The 16,012-nt window shown below is 72.6% G+C and carries 11 protein-coding genes, 1 tRNA gene, 1 other RNA gene and 1 pseudogene; 7 read left to right on the top strand and 7 right to left on the bottom strand.

Annotation, left to right across the window (positions count from 1 at the left end):
- Positions 1-75: 75 nt before the first annotated feature.
- The gene (locus CCZ36_RS15990; RefSeq protein ID WP_206515735.1) at positions 76-1,881 is read right to left on the bottom strand and encodes a lysyl oxidase family protein; all 1,806 of its coding nucleotides are present in this window, start codon (positions 1,879-1,881) and stop codon (positions 76-78) included.
- 347 nt (positions 1,882-2,228) lie between these two features.
- Here CCZ36_RS15990 and CCZ36_RS15985 point away from each other — a divergent pair, with 347 nt between their 5' ends.
- Both CCZ36_RS15985 and CCZ36_RS15980 read left to right on the top strand, forming a co-directional pair.
- Positions 2,229-2,495, top strand: coding sequence for a hypothetical protein (locus CCZ36_RS15985; RefSeq protein WP_069735805.1), 267 nt, complete (start codon positions 2,229-2,231; stop codon positions 2,493-2,495).
- A gap of 23 nt (positions 2,496-2,518) precedes the next feature.
- On the top strand, positions 2,519-3,745 hold the full coding sequence (locus CCZ36_RS15980; RefSeq protein ID WP_128819527.1) for a damage-control phosphatase ARMT1 family protein: 1,227 nt from the start codon (positions 2,519-2,521) through the stop codon (positions 3,743-3,745).
- A 132-nt stretch (positions 3,746-3,877) separates the two neighbouring features.
- On the opposite strand, the gene CCZ36_RS15975 is transcribed toward CCZ36_RS15980, so the two are convergent.
- The 6 genes from CCZ36_RS15975 to CCZ36_RS15950 all read right to left on the bottom strand — a co-directional run bounded on the left by CCZ36_RS15975 (position 3,878) and on the right by CCZ36_RS15950 (position 8,198).
- Complete coding sequence (locus tag CCZ36_RS15975) at positions 3,878-4,585, bottom strand: TetR/AcrR family transcriptional regulator (RefSeq protein WP_069743668.1); 708 nt, start codon at positions 4,583-4,585, stop codon at positions 3,878-3,880.
- A 41-nt stretch (positions 4,586-4,626) separates the two neighbouring features.
- Entirely contained in the window at positions 4,627-5,853 is a 1,227-nt protein-coding gene (locus tag CCZ36_RS15970) for a serine hydrolase domain-containing protein (RefSeq protein WP_128817920.1), read from the bottom strand.
- Between the two features lie 367 nt (positions 5,854-6,220).
- Positions 6,221-6,646 (bottom strand): type II toxin-antitoxin system VapC family toxin, encoded by a 426-nt coding sequence (locus tag CCZ36_RS15965; RefSeq protein WP_128817919.1) that lies wholly within the window; start codon positions 6,644-6,646, stop codon positions 6,221-6,223.
- Positions 6,643-6,921: a CopG family transcriptional regulator gene (locus tag CCZ36_RS15960; RefSeq protein WP_069735808.1), complete on the bottom strand. Its 279-nt coding sequence runs from the start codon at positions 6,919-6,921 to the stop codon at positions 6,643-6,645. The genes CCZ36_RS15965 and CCZ36_RS15960 overlap by 4 nt, the downstream gene beginning before the upstream one ends.
- A 66-nt stretch (positions 6,922-6,987) precedes the next feature.
- A complete protein-coding gene (locus CCZ36_RS15955) occupies positions 6,988-7,893 on the bottom strand; it encodes a phosphorothioated DNA-binding restriction endonuclease (protein WP_128817918.1) in 906 nt (301 codons plus the stop codon).
- Positions 7,894-8,110: 217 nt separating this feature from the next.
- Positions 8,111-8,198, bottom strand: a tRNA-Ser gene (locus CCZ36_RS15950).
- A gap of 143 nt (positions 8,199-8,341) precedes the next feature.
- On the opposite strand from CCZ36_RS15950, the gene ffs reads away from it, so the two are divergent.
- The 5 genes and pseudogenes from ffs to CCZ36_RS15925 all read left to right on the top strand — a co-directional run bounded on the left by ffs (position 8,342) and on the right by CCZ36_RS15925 (position 15,923).
- Positions 8,342-8,438, top strand: an RNA gene (gene ffs, locus CCZ36_RS15945) — signal recognition particle sRNA small type.
- 57 nt (positions 8,439-8,495) lie between these two features.
- Positions 8,496-10,786: pseudogene (locus CCZ36_RS15940) on the top strand (DNA polymerase III subunit gamma and tau).
- Positions 10,787-10,899: 113 nt separating this feature from the next.
- Positions 10,900-12,150, top strand: coding sequence for a phosphoribosylamine--glycine ligase (gene purD / locus CCZ36_RS15935; RefSeq protein ID WP_128817917.1), 1,251 nt, complete (start codon positions 10,900-10,902; stop codon positions 12,148-12,150).
- Positions 12,151-12,501: 351 nt separating this feature from the next.
- Entirely contained in the window at positions 12,502-14,229 is a 1,728-nt protein-coding gene (locus CCZ36_RS15930; protein WP_128817916.1) for a hypothetical protein, read from the top strand.
- 239 nt (positions 14,230-14,468) lie between these two features.
- Complete coding sequence (locus CCZ36_RS15925; protein WP_069740123.1) at positions 14,469-15,923, top strand: N,N-dimethylformamidase beta subunit family domain-containing protein; 1,455 nt, start codon at positions 14,469-14,471, stop codon at positions 15,921-15,923.
- The last annotated feature ends 89 nt before the right edge of the window (positions 15,924-16,012 follow it).

The raw sequence follows: 16,012 nt of genomic DNA, 5'->3' as shown, positions 1-16,012 counted from the left end.
GCCCCGGGAGAGTCAACTCTCCCGGGGCCGACGGATCGTGTGGCACGGAGCGTGTCGACGCCCCGCTGAGCGCGATTAGTTGGCGTTCACCAGGTGGTGGGCCGGGACCTTCACGGTCCGGGCGCCCTTCTTGCCGCCGAGGACGACCTTGCGCAGGGCGCTGTTGTTCTTGTAGTTGGTCTCCTTGAGCCGGTTCTCCGGGTTGGCGAGGACCTGGATGTAGTAGGTGCCGTTCGGCAGCCCCGTGATGTCGAAGGACTGGCCCGGCAGGTCCTGGGTGTAGGTGTCACCGGAGCCGACGTCGAGCACCTCGCGGACGGAGATCGAGTTCTCCTGGCCGCACGCGGTGGACAGATCGGTGTTGTCCGGGTGCCAGTTGGCGTTCTTCACCGTGTAGTCGACGGCGTCGGTGTTGGCCAGGCAGAACGCCTCCTTGCCGCTGCGCACGGACTCCTTCTTGTCGGCCTTCAACAGCCGGTAGCTGGCGAAGTCCGTGAAGTGCCAGTGCTCGTGGCCGGGGCGCGGGTCCCACTCCATGGTGCCGGTCGGGGTGTAGCCGACCTGCTTGCCCTTGGCGTCGTAGAAGTACTGGTAGGCGTCCATCAGCTCCTTGCCCGGGGAGCGGAAGCCGTCCACGACGAGTTTGGCCGGGCCCGCGTTCCACACGTTGGCGCTGAAGGCGAGGTAGTCCTTGCCGGGGACGTTCTCGTAACCGTCGCTGACGGTGATGCCGTACGCGGGCAGCGAGCGCAGGTCCGGCTTGGGCACGTCGGGAACGGTCGCCTTGCCGGTGGGCCGCTTGGCGTTGGGCTTGGCCGCGGGCGCCTGCCGCGACCCGTCGGTCTGCCCGGGCCGGTCGCCGACCGTGGCGGCCGAGAAGGCCTGCCGCTGGAGGGACTCCTTCTTCAGCGCCCAGGGCAGGGCGGGCGGCGCGGGCGGGTAGGGCCCGTGACCGACGTTGAACGTGGGGGTGGCGCCGGCCGTCCGGGCGGCGGGGGCCTCGGGGCGGGCGGGAGCACCGTGCGCGGCATGGGCGGAGGCGGCGGGCGCGTCGGCGCCCTGCCCGTGCCCGTCATGCCCCTGGTGCCCCTGGTGTCCGGCGGCGGACTTGGAGGACTGGGGAGCCGCGCTGCGGGCTGAGGCGTCTGCGCCCTGACTCTCCTCCTCTTCCCAACTGCGCTCACGAACGGTCACCTTGACCGACCGCGGCTTGTTCGCGATGCCGAAGAGATCGCGGTACTTCTTCGTCACGGAGATCTTGGCGGTGTAGGTCCCGGCGGCCAGCTGGACCGGCTTGGCGTAGTACCCGGCGTAGGTGTTGGACGCCCAGCCGTTCTCCACGCCCCACACCGAGCCGAGGGTGAAGGGGTTCACCGGACAGCTCTGCGGATACTTCGATTTGGCGGGCGCGTCGGGCCGGATCCGCCCCGAGGCGTTGTTGGGGCAGAAGGCCTCGGTCTGCTTCAGCACGGTCTTGCCGGCCGCGTCGGTGACGGAGATCTGCGCGAAGTCCGGCAGCCCGGAGAAGTCCTTCACGAGACCGGCGGGAAGCGCCTTGGTGGTGGTCTTCTTCCCGTTCCGCAACACCTGCGTCGCGACGACCGGATCCTTGTACGACTTACGGGTCACCTTGAGCTCGAAGGCGCCGTTCTCCGAGGTCAGATAGGTCCCGAGATCGAGATAGACACCGGGATCCTCCTTCCACGAGTCGAGCGTCACCGAGGTGGTGGCAGCGATCAGACTGAGCTTCGGCGTCGGCTCGGCCGTCTTGGCGTCGGGCGCGGCGGCGACGACGCCCGCCGTCACGGCGACGGCCGCGGCAACGGCGATCGAGGGGCGGGTGAGGCGGTTGGTGCGGGCCTGCGGGGATCTGGTCATCATTCCTCGTACTTCCGGCTTCCGAGTGCGCGATGGAACGTGGACGATCAGCACGGCCCCCACTCAACTCACCTGTGGCGACGCTGTGTCCGGTCTATGAGATGCGGCATCAGGCGGGTCGGGTTGTCTGGTGTCCCCCGAGTGGCGCAGGGTTGTCCGAAAAGGGTGGTAGTTGCCCCCGGCACCCGCCCGCCGAGGGCGTAGCGCGCGAACACCGCCTCAGGGCGAGCCGGTTCACCCGCTGACGAGGGCGAGGCGATGAGCACGGGCGGCAGCCCCTGCTGACCCGCCCGGCGAGGCCGGAAGCCGGCGAGCGGCGTGCTGCCCGCTCCGGATGGCATCCTGCAACCATGCGAACCGGGACCGGCCTGACCGAGAAGAACCTGCGGCAGCTCCTCAACGAGTGGGATCCGATCGGCGTCGCCGACGAGGCGCCGGACGAGTACGACTGCATGCTCGCGCCCCTCCTGGGAAGGATCGGCCGTGGCGCGGACCAAGCGGAGATCGCAGCCTTCCTGCGGACCGAACTGGTGGAGCACTTCGGCCTCACCCCCTCGCCGTCGGAGCCCGAGGCGGTGGCCACCCGTTTGATGGCCCTGAAGGCCGAAGGCGCGTGAGCGGCAAGCGGAAGGCGTGGAGCATGGCGGAGGGGACGGCCCACGGACCGGAGGGCGGCACTGACCACGGCCCCCGGCGGGCCCCCGGACGGGACGCACGGGTCATCCTCGGCAACGTGCCCGGCTCGTTCGCCCGGAGCGTCCTGGCCGAGCGCCATCCGGCCCTGATCCGGCAGGTACGGGGCGCCTTTCCGTACGGTCCCCGCCGGCACCAGGCTCTCGATGCCCTGCTGGAGGCGAACAACAACGGGGTGATCGAACCCCTCGCCCCCTCGGAGCCCGGCCACGAGCAGTGGTCGGTCTGGGGGCGGGAGCTCTTCGGGCGATCGTGGTTCGATGCCCCGTTCCTGTGGGCGGAGAGCTACTTCTACCGCAGGCTCCTCGGCGCCGTCGGATATTTCGGTACGGGCCCGTGGCAGGGCGTCGACCCCTTCGCCCCCTTCAAGCAGGCCGAGCTTCGCGGCACGGCGGTGGACGAGGAACTCCGCGCCCTGGACGCGCTCGCCGACGTACCGGCCGACGAGCGGGCCACGGCCCTGCTCCGCGCCTCGGTCTGGGGCAACCGCGCGGACCTGGGCTTCCGCGTCACGGAGGGGGCCGCCGCGCCCGGTGCCGCGGCCGATGACCTGGTCGCTGACGACAGCGCCCAGCTCTGGCGGCTCCTGGCCGCCAAAACCGGCTCCACGGTCGCCGTGGTGGCGGACAACGCGGGGCGGGAGCTGATCCCGGACCTCATCCTCATCGACCACCTCCTCCTGCACCGTCATGCCGAGCGGATCGTGCTCCACGTGAAGCCCTACCCGTACTACGTCTCCGACGCGATGACGGCCGACGTCGTCGAATGCCTGCGCCGGCTGGTGGCGGCGCCCGGTGAGGCGGGCCGCGCCGGAAGCCGCCTCTGGGACGCCATGGCGACGGGGCGCCTGGAGGTCCGGGCCCATCCGTTCTTCTGCGCGCCGCTGCCGTACGAGGAGATGCCGCGGGACCTGCGGGCGGAGTTCGCGGCGGCCACCTTGACGATCCTGAAGGGTGACCTCAACTACCGCCGGCTGGTCGGCGACCGGATGTGGGCCGGGACGACGTCGTTCGCGGACCGCACGGCGTACTTCCCCGGGGCCGTCGCGGCGCTGCGCACACTGAAGTCCGACGTGATGGTGGGGTTGGAGCAGGAGACGCTGGACGCTCTGGAACGGTCCGGTGCCGCTTGGCGAACGAGCGGTACGCATGCCCTGATCCAGGTCCGCGGGTAGGTAGGGCCTTCCTCCCAAGCCCCCGGGTCGGCCCCCAGGGTTGAGGACCTCCCCTTCTCGTGTGGGATTGCCTTACGAGGGGCCCTCGTGGCGGCTTGGTCCGCCGGCGGCGGAAGCGGCGGTGGGACCGTGTCACGCGGGGCGACCGGAGCGTGCCTCCACCGCGTCCAGCAGCAGCCCCATCACGAACTCGAACTGATCGTCCTCGTCGGCCTCCGCCAAATACGGTGCCACGGAGGCGAGATGCGGGAAACGCCGCGGCGAAGCCATCAGGTACTCGCGCTGCCAGGCCATCCGGTCGCCCTCCCGCTCGGGCCCGTCCGGTACCGCCGCCGCGGCCTCGAAAGAACTCATCGCGAGCGTGACGTCGACCAGCGCCCGGTAGTAGCGGGCGGACTCCCGCGCGCCGAAACCCGCCTCCAGCAGCGCGCCGATCACCAGGTCCGCTCCCCGGAACTCCGCGTCCCGCCGGGACACCCGGGAGGCGACCAGCACGGCCAGGGCCGGGTGCGCCTGGCAGGCCCGGCGCACCCGGCGGGCCAGCTCGGTCAGGGTCGTCCGCCAGGTCGGACCGGGCTCGAAGCCGTCCACGGCCTCGGCGATCAGCTGTTCGGCGAGGCCGAGCAGGATGTCGTCCTTGCCGGAGAAGTAGCGCAGCACCGCCGTGTGGTTGGACCCCAGATCCGCCCCGAGCCTGCGCAGCGTCAGGGCCTCCGGGCCCTCCTGCTCCAGCACCGCCAGCGCCGCGTCCAGAATGCGTTCCCGGCTGAGCGCGTTCGAGGGCGGTCGCCCTCGCCTGGAGCCGACGGATCTGGGGGCCGTGCTGTCAGGATCCGTCATGCTCCCATCCTAGGCGCGTGACCACCGGGCCCCGGGGACGACTACCCGTCCGCCGAGAGGTGGGCCACCAGCGCGGTGAACGCCGTCACGGTCTCGCCGTCCAGCGCGGGGTCGTCAGCCACCGGCCAGGCACTGGTCTTCACCACCACCACGTCGGCCTCCGGGTCGACCCAGAGATGCTGCCCGTATATCCCGAGGCCGGTGAATGCACGGTGCGCCCCGCCCAGGGTCCACCACTGGTTGGAGTACCCGTAATGGGCCGGGTACCCCTCACCGAGCGCACCGCCCTCCAGGTGCGGCAGGCCCGCCCCGCGGCTGCGCTCGACCCACTGCTGGGGGACGATCTGCTCCCCGCCCCACCGGCCGCCACGGGCCATCAACAACCCGAGCCGGGCCATGTCCCGCACCGTGGCGTTGAACGAACCGCCGCCGACGGCCGTACGCGGCGCTCTCCGCGACAGCGCGTAGTAGGCGTCGGACTCCGCTCCGATCGGCCCCCACAGTCGCTCGGCGGCGTACTGCGCCAGCGTCCGGCCGGTCGCCGCCTCCAGGACCCAGCCCAGCACCTGGGTGTCGAGCGTCGAGTAGTTGAACCAGGTGCCCGGAGTGCTGTGCGGCCGCACCGACCGTACGGCTTCCAGCACGGTGCCCCCCTGCCCGGCCACCGCGCGCATCAGCCGGTTGACGGGGGCGTCCGGATCCTCGTAGTCCTCCTCGCCGCCCGCCCCGCTGCTCATCTGCAGCAGGTCCTCGACCGTCGGGCCGTCGAACGCCGAACCGGCCAGTTGCGGGCAGTACGTGACGGCCTTGTCGTCCGTCGACCCGATCGCGCCCTCCGCCAGGGCGATCCCCACCAGCATCGACGTCACCGACTTCGTCAGCGAGAACAACTGGAACCGACGGTGCGGCCCGGCGAACCGGCCCGGGTAGGCCTCGTGCACCAGACGCCCCCGGTGCACGACCGCGAACCCCGTCGTATGCGTCCGGGTGTGCAGGTCGGACAGCGTCCGTGTCGCCCCGTCCCACTCGTACGTGAACTCCAGCGGCCGGGGAGCCCGCGGCAGGACGCTCAGCCGGTCGGCGCGCGGGACGGTCTCCGTCGGCAGCAGCAGCGACATGTGCGCGAACGTCCACTCGTTCAACGGCGGGCGGAGCATCAGCTCGTCCTGATGCCGCCACACCCACCGCACCCCCGCGGCACCCGCCGCAACAGCCGTTGCCGTCGCGATCATCCCCGCCCGGGCCGCCCACTTCCGGTCGCCCACCATGTCACCGCACCTCGCAAAGGCTCGCCCGCTTATTTTGAACCAATGGTGACACCGTTGGTTCGTCGAGGCAAGGATCGGAGTGAGGGGGTGCTGTTCCCCTGTGACGGCGGAGACCTGTGCCGGAACACGTCGAAGGCTCCCGCAGCTTCCTGCGGGAGCCTTCGACGTATTGCCGGTGAGAGCAATGGCGGAGGACACGAGACGCGAACTCGCGAGGGGCTGCCCCCCACACGCTTTCCACATGTTCGTCCGAGGGTTCGGAGAGAGGCGGGACTGTTCTGACCTGGGACGGAGCCGCGCGTCGGAGGGATGGTGAACGGCACTGGGCGGGGGCGAATGGGAGCAGGACTGAGACCGGAGCGCCGGGTCACACCTTCTTGACGACGATCGACTCCGGAACCAGCCTCTCAAGGTCGTCCACGTCCGAGGTGAAGACGGTGACCTGCCCCTTCTGCTGGCGCGCGATGACGGCGAGTATCGCGTCGATCGCGTACTTGTGGCCGTGCAGCCCTGCATCCGACAGTAGGCGGCGGGCCCGGCGGGCCTCGTCCTTCCCGATGTCGGCGACTTTGAGCCGGGAGAGTACCCAGTCCCAGCGCTGCTCGGTGGTTCTGCCGTCGTACGCCTCGACCAGCGTTATAGGAGACGTGACCACCTCGGCTTCACCCCGGGCTGCGAGGTCGAGCCACGCGATCATCTTCCGGTCGCCGCGCACGGCCTGGGACAGAGCTTGGCGGTCCAGTACGAAGACGCGCAGCGGCCGCTGCCCGGGTTCACCGGACCGCTTTCTCACGCGGCTTCTCCGGTGCCGTGCGTTCCGGTGGCGCGCCGGCGCTCGTGCTCGGCGTCGAGGCCCTCCAACTCCTCGAACGCTGTGGTGCGCTCTTCCTCGGTGAGAGGGCCGTGCTCCTCCTGCAGCCAGTCCGACAGCTCCCCCAGTCGGTCCCGGTCGCGCTTGAAGCGCAGCGCCTCGGCGACGTACGCCGACATCCCCCGTTCTGCCGCCTCCGCACGGATCTCGTCCAGGAGATCCTCGGGAATCGTCACCGTTACCTTCTTCGTCGCCATACAAGAGACCATACTCGTGGCGTCACGCCCCTTGCCAGCGCAGTCTCGTGGCCGCCAGGTCGGCGGTCATGCGGTCGTGGCGGGACGTGGGCTGCCATGGAAGACCTGGCTGGTGTGCCAGGAACGGTGGGCGGCGGCGATGGGGCGGACGCCCGGCTGAGGGCCGATGAGCGGACGGCCGGCGAGCGTGATGACGTGCTCGCGGGCGGCGGTGCTGTGGCCGACGAAGCTCTGCGAGACCAGGATGCGGTGGCCCTTGCCATGGCCTTCGCCGAGACCGAGTACGCCTTTGTCGAACAGCTTGTGGTGCAGCGAGCACAGGCACAGCCCGTTCTCGACGTCGTCCGGTCCGTCGAACGCCCACCAGCGCACATGGGCGGCCTCAAGCCCGACCGGCACCGCGCCGATCCTGCCGTCATACCCGCAGAAGGCGCACTGGTACTCGTACGCCGTCAGGACCATCTCCCGCATCCGCCGGTCCCGCTGCCTGCGTGTGACCGAGAGCGGTGCGGTCTCGGCCTCCTCCAGCTCCAGGCCGACGGCTTCGCACAGCTCGCCGTGGAGGGAGGGCGGGAAGTTCAGATCGAGCAGCACCCGTGTCATCCGGCCGAGAAGAGACGGCTCCCGCCGCAGCGCCGCCCTTAGCTCCGGCGTCAGCCGCCCAGCGGCGCCGGTTGCGCGCAGTTCCCTGACCCCGGTCCCGGGGCTGCCCGGCCCGCGCTCGGTGCGCACCTCCCACACGCCGTCACTCACCAAGTGATGGAAGGGATAGGCGGGCGTCGTCCGGTTACCAGGACCGTATTCGGCGAGCAGTCCCCGCAGGTCCTCCTCCACGGCGCTGTACCGCAGCTCGTCATCGGCGTCCTGCTGGAACCGGCTGAGCGCGTACAGGAACAGCAATGGCTTGTGCGGAGCCCGCGTCCCGCCCCTCGTCCACTGCCTCAACTGCGCGGTGCGCTCGACCCAGTCCATGGTCGGCGATCGTAGTGGCGGCTCGTAGCAGCCCTTCGCCGTCCGGCCAGACGAGTGCGCGGTCGGCCGGCGCCTCCAAGGCCGCGCCCAGCCCGCGAGCGCTCTCCGTTCCGGTCACATCCACGGAAATATAATGAGATCAGGACTGAGACCATCAACGCCGAAGGCCCCCGCAGCGAACTGCGGGGGCCTTCGACGTATTGCCCGGTGAGAGCAATGGCGGAGGATACGAGATTCGAACTCGTGAGGGGTTGCCCCCAACACGCTTTCCAAGCGTGCGCCCTAGGCCACTAGGCGAATCCTCCGCCGCAAACAATACAAGACGTTTGAGGGTGCTCGCGAACACGTTCCCCGGAGATCGTCCGCCAGCGGGGTTCGGGGGCGTCGCAGGCCGTTCGTCGGGGGAGGGCGGGTGGACCGCGGGGGGTGGGGATCCGCTAAGGTGGGCGTCAGCCCCTCACGTGGCGCTATCTGACTGAACTCCCCCAGGGCCGGAAGGCAGCAAGGGTAGGTTGGCTCTGGCGGGTGCGTGGGGGGCCCTTTGCGTTTGCCGTGCGGTGCTGTGGGGCCGGGTGTCAGTCGGTCCCGATAACCTCGTAGATGTGTCGTCCCTTGCGCTGTACCGCCGCTACCGCCCCGAGTCGTTCGCCGAGGTCATCGGTCAGGAGCATGTCACTGACCCGCTCCAGCAGGCCCTGCGGAACAACCGGGTCAATCACGCGTACCTGTTCAGCGGGCCGCGCGGCTGTGGAAAGACGACCAGCGCGCGCATCCTCGCCCGCTGCCTGAACTGCGAGCAGGGGCCCACGCCGACCCCGTGCGGGGAGTGCCAGTCCTGTCGGGACCTCGCGAGGAACGGGCCGGGGTCCATCGATGTCATCGAGATCGACGCCGCGTCCCACGGTGGTGTGGACGACGCCCGTGATCTGCGCGAGAAGGCCTTCTTCGGGCCCGCCTCGAGTCGTTACAAGATCTACATCATCGACGAGGCTCACATGGTCACCCCGGCGGGCTTCAACGCCCTGCTGAAGGTGGTCGAGGAGCCGCCGGAGCACCTCAAGTTCATCTTCGCGACGACCGAGCCCGAGAAGGTCATCGGGACGATCCGGTCGCGTACGCACCACTATCCGTTCCGGCTCGTGCCCCCCGGCACCCTGCGCAGCTATCTCGCCGAGGTGTGCGGGCGGGAGAACAGCCCGGTCGAGGACGGCGTCCTTCCGCTCGTCGTGCGCGCCGGGGCCGGGTCCGTGCGTGACTCGATGTCCGTCATGGACCAGCTGCTCGCCGGCGCGGGCGACGACGGTGTGACGTATGCCATGGCCACCTCGCTTCTCGGCTACACCGACGGCTCGCTGCTCGACTCGATCGTCGACGCCTTCGCCGCCGGCGACGGGGCCGCCGCCTTCGAGGTCGTGGACCGGGTCATCGAGGGCGGCAACGATCCGCGTCGGTTCGTGGCCGATCTCCTGGAGCGGCTGCGGGACCTGGTGATCCTCGCCGCCGTGCCGGATGCGGGGGAGAAGGGGCTCATCGACGCGCCCGCCGACGTCGTCGAGCGCATGCAGGCCCAGGCCTCCGTCTTCGGCGCCGCCGAGCTGAGCCGCGCCGCCGACCTCGTCAACGACGGGCTCACCGAGATGCGCGGTGCCACTTCGCCGCGCCTCCAGGTGGAGCTGATCTGCGCCCGGGTCCTGCTGCCCGCCGCCTACGACGACGAGCGGTCGCTGCAGGCCCGGCTCGACCGGCTGGAGCGCGGGGCCTCGGCCGCCGCCGGCGCCACGTTCGCCGCCCCGCCCGCCGGCGCCGCCCCCATGGGGTACGCACCGGGGCCGGACGTCCATGCTTCCCAGGCCCATGCTGCTCAGGGCCCTGTGCTCGGGGGGCCCGCCGGTCCGGACGCCGCTCGTGCCGCCGTACGGGGCGAGGCCCCGCCCGCTGCTCCGGCCGCCCACGCCCCGGCCGCTTACGCCCCGCCCGCCGCCGAGCCCGCCCCGCAGGCTTCCCCGGCGCCCGCCCCCGAGCCCGGCCAGCGGCCCGGTTCCTGGCCCGCCGCCGCGGGAGCCGGATCCGGGGCAGGTTCCGGGGCCGGGGAGCAGGCCCGTCGCCCCGGTGGCTGGCCCACCGCGTCCGCCCCCGGCAGCGGGCCCGCCCCCGCCGCCACCCCGCCGCCCGCCGCGACCCCTGCCGTCCCGGCGGCCCCCGCCGCGCCGCAGGCCGCCTCCGAGGGCGGGCAGAGCATGGCCCAGGGCGCCGTCCAGGTGCGGAACATGTGGCCCGACATCCTGGAGGCGGTCAAGAACCGCCGCCGCTTCACCTGGATCCTGCTCAGCCAGAACGCCCAGGTCGCCGGGTTCGACGGGACGACGCTCCAGCTCGGCTTCCTCAACGCGGGCGCCCGCGACAACTTCGCCAGCAGCGGCAGCGAGGAGGTCCTCAAGCAGGCCCTCGCCGAGCGCTTCAACGCCCAGTGGCGCATCGAAGCCGTCATCGACACCTCCGGTGGCGGCGGCATGCCCCCGCAGTCCGGCGGCGGCGGACGTCCCGCCCCGCAGTACCAGCCCGCCCCCCGGCCCCCGCCGCCCCGGTCGCGTACGAGCCCCGGCCCCAGCACGCGCCCCCGCAGCAGTCCGCGCCCGCGCCGCAGGGGCAGTCCGCCCCGCCGGTCCAGCAGCAGCCGCCTGCCGCCGCGCCGCCGCAGGGCCGGGATGCCGCGCCCGCCCCCCAGGCCTCCCACGGTTCGTACGGGGCGGAGCCGCCGCGCTCCGTCGCCCCCGAGGACGACGTCCCGGAGGACGACGATCCGGATCTCGTCGACTCCGCGCTCTCCGGCCACGACCTCATCGTCCGCGAGCTCGGCGCCACCGTGATCGACGAGTTCGCCAACGAGCAGTGAGGCGGGCTCCCGACGCCCACCCCGCGTAGGCTTCCCGGTCGAGCGGGCCTCCCGCCCGTCCGCGGACCGGCGGCCGTCGGGGCTCCGCGCGTCCGGCGGCTAGGCTGCACCCCGTGAAGGTCCTCGTCATCGGCGGCGGCGCCCGCGAACACGCCCTGTGCCGCTCTCTGTCCCTCGACCCCGATGTCACCGCTCTGTACTGCGCCCCCGGCAACGCCGGCATCGCAGAGGTGGCCGAACTGCACCCGGTCGACGCGCTCGACGGTGACGCCGTCGCGCGCCTCGCGACCGAGCTGGGCGCCGGGCTGGTGGTCGTCGGCCCGGAGGCGCCGCTCGTCGCCGGGGTCGCCGACGCCGTGCGGGCGGCCGGCATCCCCTGCTTCGGTCCCTCCGGCGAAGCGGCCCGGCTGGAAGGCTCCAAGGCGTTCGCCAAGGACGTCATGGCAGGCGCCGGAGTTCCCACCGCCCGCAGCTACGTCTGCACCACCCCCGCCGAGATCGACGAGGCCCTCGACGCCTTCGGCGCCCCGTACGTCGTCAAGGACGACGGCCTCGCGGCCGGCAAGGGCGTCGTCGTCACCGAGGACGTGGACGTGGCCCGCGCCCACGCGCTCTCCTGCGACCGCGTGGTCATCGAGGAGTTCCTCGACGGCCCCGAGGTCAGCCTCTTCGCGATCACCGACGGCACCACCGTCGTGCCGCTCCAGCCCGCTCAGGACTTCAAGCGCGCCCTGGACGGCGACGAGGGCCCGAACACCGGCGGCATGGGCGCCTACTCCCCGCTCCCGTGGGCCGACCCCAAGCTGGTCGACGAGGTCCTCGACACCGTCCTCCAGCCCACCGTCGACGAACTGCGCCGCCGCGGCACCCCCTTCTCCGGACTGCTCTACGCGGGCCTCGCGATCACCTCGCGCGGCGTCCGGGTCATCGAGTTCAACGCCCGCTTCGGTGACCCGGAGACCCAGGTCGTCCTGGCCCGGCTGAAGACCCCGCTGGCCGGCGTCCTGCTCGCCTCCGCCAACGGCACCCTGGACGTCCTCCCGCCGCTGAACTGGCGCGACGACGCCGCCGTCACCGTGGTCATCGCCTCCCACAACTACCCGGACACCCCGCGCACCGGCGACCCGATCGACGGGCTCGCGGACGTCGCCGCCAAGGATGCGCCCGACGCGTACGTCCTGCACGCCGGGACCCGCGCCGAGGGCGGCACGGTGCTCAGCGCGGGCGGCCGGGTGCTCTCGGTGACCGCGACCGGCAAGGACCTCACGGCGGCCCGCGAGCGCGCCTACACCGCGCTCGGGCGGATCCGCCTGGACGGTTCCCAGCACCGTACGGACATCGCTCTGAAGGCCTCCCAGGGCTGACCGCCGGCATACGAGGGTTTCGCAGCCCCTCCGCCCGCCCCGTGCGCCACCGGCGTACGCGGCGGGCGCGAGGGGCTGCCGCATGCCACCGGACCGCTCCTCTCCTCCCGGGGGGCCTGCCTCATGGGCGCGAACACGTCAGCAGCTTTGCCCAAAGCCATTCCATCGGGTGACGACTGGGCTATCCGGATGACGGCCGCCGGACCCCCAACTAGGGTGCGGCGCAAGCGTTCCGGCACTTGGCCCACCGGCATTGCGATGTCGGTGACGGGTGCCACAGTGGGGGAGTGAGCAACACCGCCGCGAGGGCCAAGAGGTCCGCGATGAGGGCAGAGGGGGTGACGTCCGGCCGTGTCCGGTACCGACGTGGGTGAGGAGCTGGGTGCGCGGGCCGCGCAGGCCCGGGCGCTCGCCCTGCTGCGGATCCGCAGCAGGGCCCTGGCCGTGGCGATCCTGCCCGCGGCCGTCGCCGTCGTGCTGTTCGCGGCGGACGCGCAGGGGCATCTGGCCGGTCCGGCCTGGGACGCCGTGCGCTGGACGGTCCTCGGCGTGGCGGTCGTCGTGCTGCTGGTGACCGTCCTGGTCGCCGTCTCGGTGGCCCGCGCGCGGCCCGCCATGAGCCCGACCGTCCCCGTGCCGGAGGAGGGCGCCCCCGATCTCTACCGCCTGGTGCGCGAGCTGGCGGACCGGCTCGACGTGCCCGCGCCCTCGGCCGTGGCGCTCACCCCGGACTGCGACAGCTGGCTGGAGGACCGCACCCACCGCGCGCTCCGGAGGGGCCCGGGAGCAGCACTCCGGAAGGGCCCGGGAGCGTCGCCCCGGAAGGGACCGGAAGCCTCGGTGGAGGCCGCGGACACCGCCCCCGTCCTGGTCATCGGCTCGCCGTTCCTGTGGTGGATGCGGGTCGCCGAGCTCCGCGCGGTCCTCGCCCCCGTCGTGGCGGGCACCGGCCCGTCCGCGCATCCCGACATAGCCGCCGCCCGCCGCTTCGTCCGCGGGCTGGACGCCGCGATCGCCGACGCGGCCGCCCCCGGCCGGGGCCTGGTGCGCGGGGCGCCGCTCGCCTTCGCCGGCCGGGTCTCCCGGCTGCTGCTGCGGGCCTGCCGGAGCCATGCCGCCGAGATGGAGCGCTGTGTGGCGGCCGCCGCGTCCATGCGGGCCCAGACGGTCGACTACGGGCTGCGCATCGCCGCCCAGGAGCAGGTCGGCCTCGCCTACGCCGGCTGGGACCGGCTGCTGACCCGGGTGGCGCTGCCCGCCTGGCGGATGGGCCGCTGGCCCTCCCGACTGGACGCCGGGGTCGTCTCGGCGCTCACCGAGCTCTCCCGCCGGGACCGGCTGGCGGACGGTTTCGCCCTGCGGCTGGGCGAGCGGCCCGCGTGCGACCTGCTGGAGGAGCCCGGGGTGGCCGACGAGGCCGCGTCGCTGCTCGCCGCCCGGCTCTTCCACGGCGGGCCCGCCGAGAGCGGTCCGGGCTGGGCACCGGTGGACTGGCAGCAGTATCCCGACGAGGTCGTCGACCGGAAGTGGCGCAGCGAGGCGGCGCGGCTGCACCGCGTCCTGGACACCCTGGGCGTCCCCCGGGCCTCCGCCGCCGACCCGGCCGTCCCCACGCTGGCCCGGGTGATGGAGCACCTGTCGGGACCGGGCGGACCCGGCGGACCCGGCGAGGCGCTCGCGGCGGGCATCGGCGCCGCGGTCGCCCGCGAGGAGGTCGAGGCCCCGGTCCCGGGCGGTCCGGAGCAGGGCGGTCCCGCATACGGCGGTGCGGCCGACGATCCCCTCGACCTCTGGGGGCCGGGCCCGCTGCCCCTCTTCCCGCTCCAGCCGCCGCGTACGGGCACCGAGCTGCTCGCCGACCACGTCGCGGCCATGGTCTGCTGTGCCGCCGTGGACACGGCGGGCGCGGCCCCGGGCCTGGACTGGCTGGACGGTCCCGCGCTGCTCGTCGGCGGTGAGCGGCGGGCGGACCTCGCGGCTCCGGTGCTCAGCCTGGTGGAGGACGGCGATCCGGACCCGCTGCTGAACTGGCTGGCCGAGGTGGGGGTGCGCTCCGACAAGCCGGTCCGGCTGGTGTGACCGCGAATGCCGGCCGACCGGGGCGACCCGGAGCCGTGCCGCGGGCCGCCCCGTCCGGAGTGCGGAGCCCACGGTCCGAAGGTTCGGAAGGAATGGTTCCGTTCCCGTCAATTCACGACGAAGGGTGACGGGCCGCGTGCGTTATGTGATGTGCTGGGGATCGGCGCTGACATTCGGCGCACCAGAGTTGTCCGGGGGATCGCCCGAGCTGTCCGGGGGATCCGAGGGAGGGGCGCGGCATGGGGGCGGAGCAGATTCGCCGGTGGGAGTCGGGTGCCCTCGCGCACGCGGTGAGCGACCCCTTCGGCCAGGGCCCGCTGCCCTGGCTGCGCGGCAGTGAGAACTACTTCGACGACACCGGCCAGGTCGTCCCCTGGTACGCCGACCTCGCCCGCTCCACCGGCGGTGGCACCCGCACCGCCGACGACGTGCACCGCCAGATCAAGGGCTTCGTCTCGCCCGGTGCGGCGGCCCCGGGCGAGGCCATCGACTTCCACATCACCGTGGACCCGCCCCAGCAGTTCTCGGTCGACGTCTACCGGATCGGTCACTACGGCGGCGACGGCGCGGCCAAGATCACCACGAGCCCGCGGCTCTCCGGCATCGTCCAGCCCCCGCCGCTCGCCGCCGACCGGACCGTCTCCTGCCACCACTGGTGGATGTCCTGGCGGCTCCAGATCCCGAGCTACTGGTCGGTCGGCGCGTATGTGGCCGTCCTGACGACCGCCGACGGCTACCGCTCGCACATCCCCTTCACCGTGCGCCACGACCACCCCGCCGACCTGCTGCTCCTGCTGCCCGACATCACCTGGCAGGCGTACAACCTCTACCCGGAGGACGGCCGCACGGGCGCCAGCCTCTACCACGCGTGGGACGAGCGGGGCCGGCTGCTCGGCGAGGAGGACGCCGCCGTCACGATCTCCTTCGACCGCCCGTACGCCGGATCGGGCCTGCCGCTGCACGTGGGGCACGCGTACGACTTCATCCGCTGGGCCGAGCGGTACGGCTACGACCTCGCCTACGCCGACGCCCGCGACCTGCACGCGGGCCGCGTCGACCCCAGCCGCTACCGGGGCCTGGTCTTCCCCGGCCACGACGAGTACTGGTCGCTGCCGATGCGCCGGGCCGCCGAGCGAGCCCGGGACTCCGGCACCTCGCTCGTCTTCCTCTCCGCCAACACCATGTACTGGCAGGTGGGCCTCGCCCCCTCCGCGTCCGGCGAGCCCGACCGGCTGCTCACCTGCCGCAAACGCCGGGGGCCGGGGAAGTCCGCCCTGTGGCGCGAGGTGGACCGCCCCGAGCAGCAGCTCCTGGGCATCCAGTACGCGGGCCGGGTCCCCGATCCCCGCCCGATGGTCGTGCGCAACGCCGAGCACTGGCTCTGGGACGCCACGGGCGCGGTCGAGGGCGACGAGATCCCGGGACTGGTCGCCGGAGAGGCCGACCGCTACTTCCCGCGCACCAGCCTGCCCGAGCACGACAACCGGATCCTGCTCGCCCACTCCCCGTACGAGGACTCCGAGGGAGCCACCCGCCACCAGGAGACCTCGCTCTACCAGGCCCCCTCCGGCGCCCTCGTCTTCGCCTCCGGCACCTTCGCCTGGTCCCCGGCCCTGGACCGCCCCGGCCACACCGACCCCCGGATCCAGCGGGCCACCGCCAACCTCCTCGACCGGATCTGCAAGCGCGACTGACGGGCGCCACCGCATCGGCACCGGGCCCGGCGCGCGCTCCACGTCCTCCGTACGGGACAATCGGAACCGCTCCTGGATCAATCTACGCG

The sequence above is a fragment of the Streptomyces sp. S063 genome (assembly GCF_002832675.1).
Taxonomy (GTDB): Bacteria; Actinomycetota; Actinomycetes; order Streptomycetales; family Streptomycetaceae; genus Streptomyces; species Streptomyces sindenensis.
This window is presented reverse-complemented; position numbering and strand designations above follow the sequence as displayed.

Excerpts from the sequence above, each read along its gene's own strand:
- CCZ36_RS15990 (WP_206515735.1), bottom strand. The coding sequence starts at position 1,881 with ATGATGACCAGATCCCCGCAGGCCCGCACCAACCGCCTCACCCGCCCC.
- CCZ36_RS15985 (WP_069735805.1), top strand. The coding sequence starts at position 2,229 with ATGCGAACCGGGACCGGCCTGACCGAGAAGAACCTGCGGCAGCTCCTC.
- CCZ36_RS15980 (WP_128819527.1), top strand. The coding sequence starts at position 2,519 with ATGGCGGAGGGGACGGCCCACGGACCGGAGGGCGGCACTGACCACGGC.
- CCZ36_RS15975 (WP_069743668.1), bottom strand. The coding sequence starts at position 4,585 with ATGACGGATCCTGACAGCACGGCCCCCAGATCCGTCGGCTCCAGGCGA.
- CCZ36_RS15970 (WP_128817920.1), bottom strand. The coding sequence starts at position 5,853 with ATGGTGGGCGACCGGAAGTGGGCGGCCCGGGCGGGGATGATCGCGACG.
- CCZ36_RS15960 (WP_069735808.1), bottom strand. The coding sequence starts at position 6,921 with ATGGCGACGAAGAAGGTAACGGTGACGATTCCCGAGGATCTCCTGGAC.
- CCZ36_RS15955 (WP_128817918.1), bottom strand. The coding sequence starts at position 7,893 with ATGGACTGGGTCGAGCGCACCGCGCAGTTGAGGCAGTGGACGAGGGGC.
- CCZ36_RS15925 (WP_069740123.1), top strand. The coding sequence starts at position 14,469 with ATGGGGGCGGAGCAGATTCGCCGGTGGGAGTCGGGTGCCCTCGCGCAC.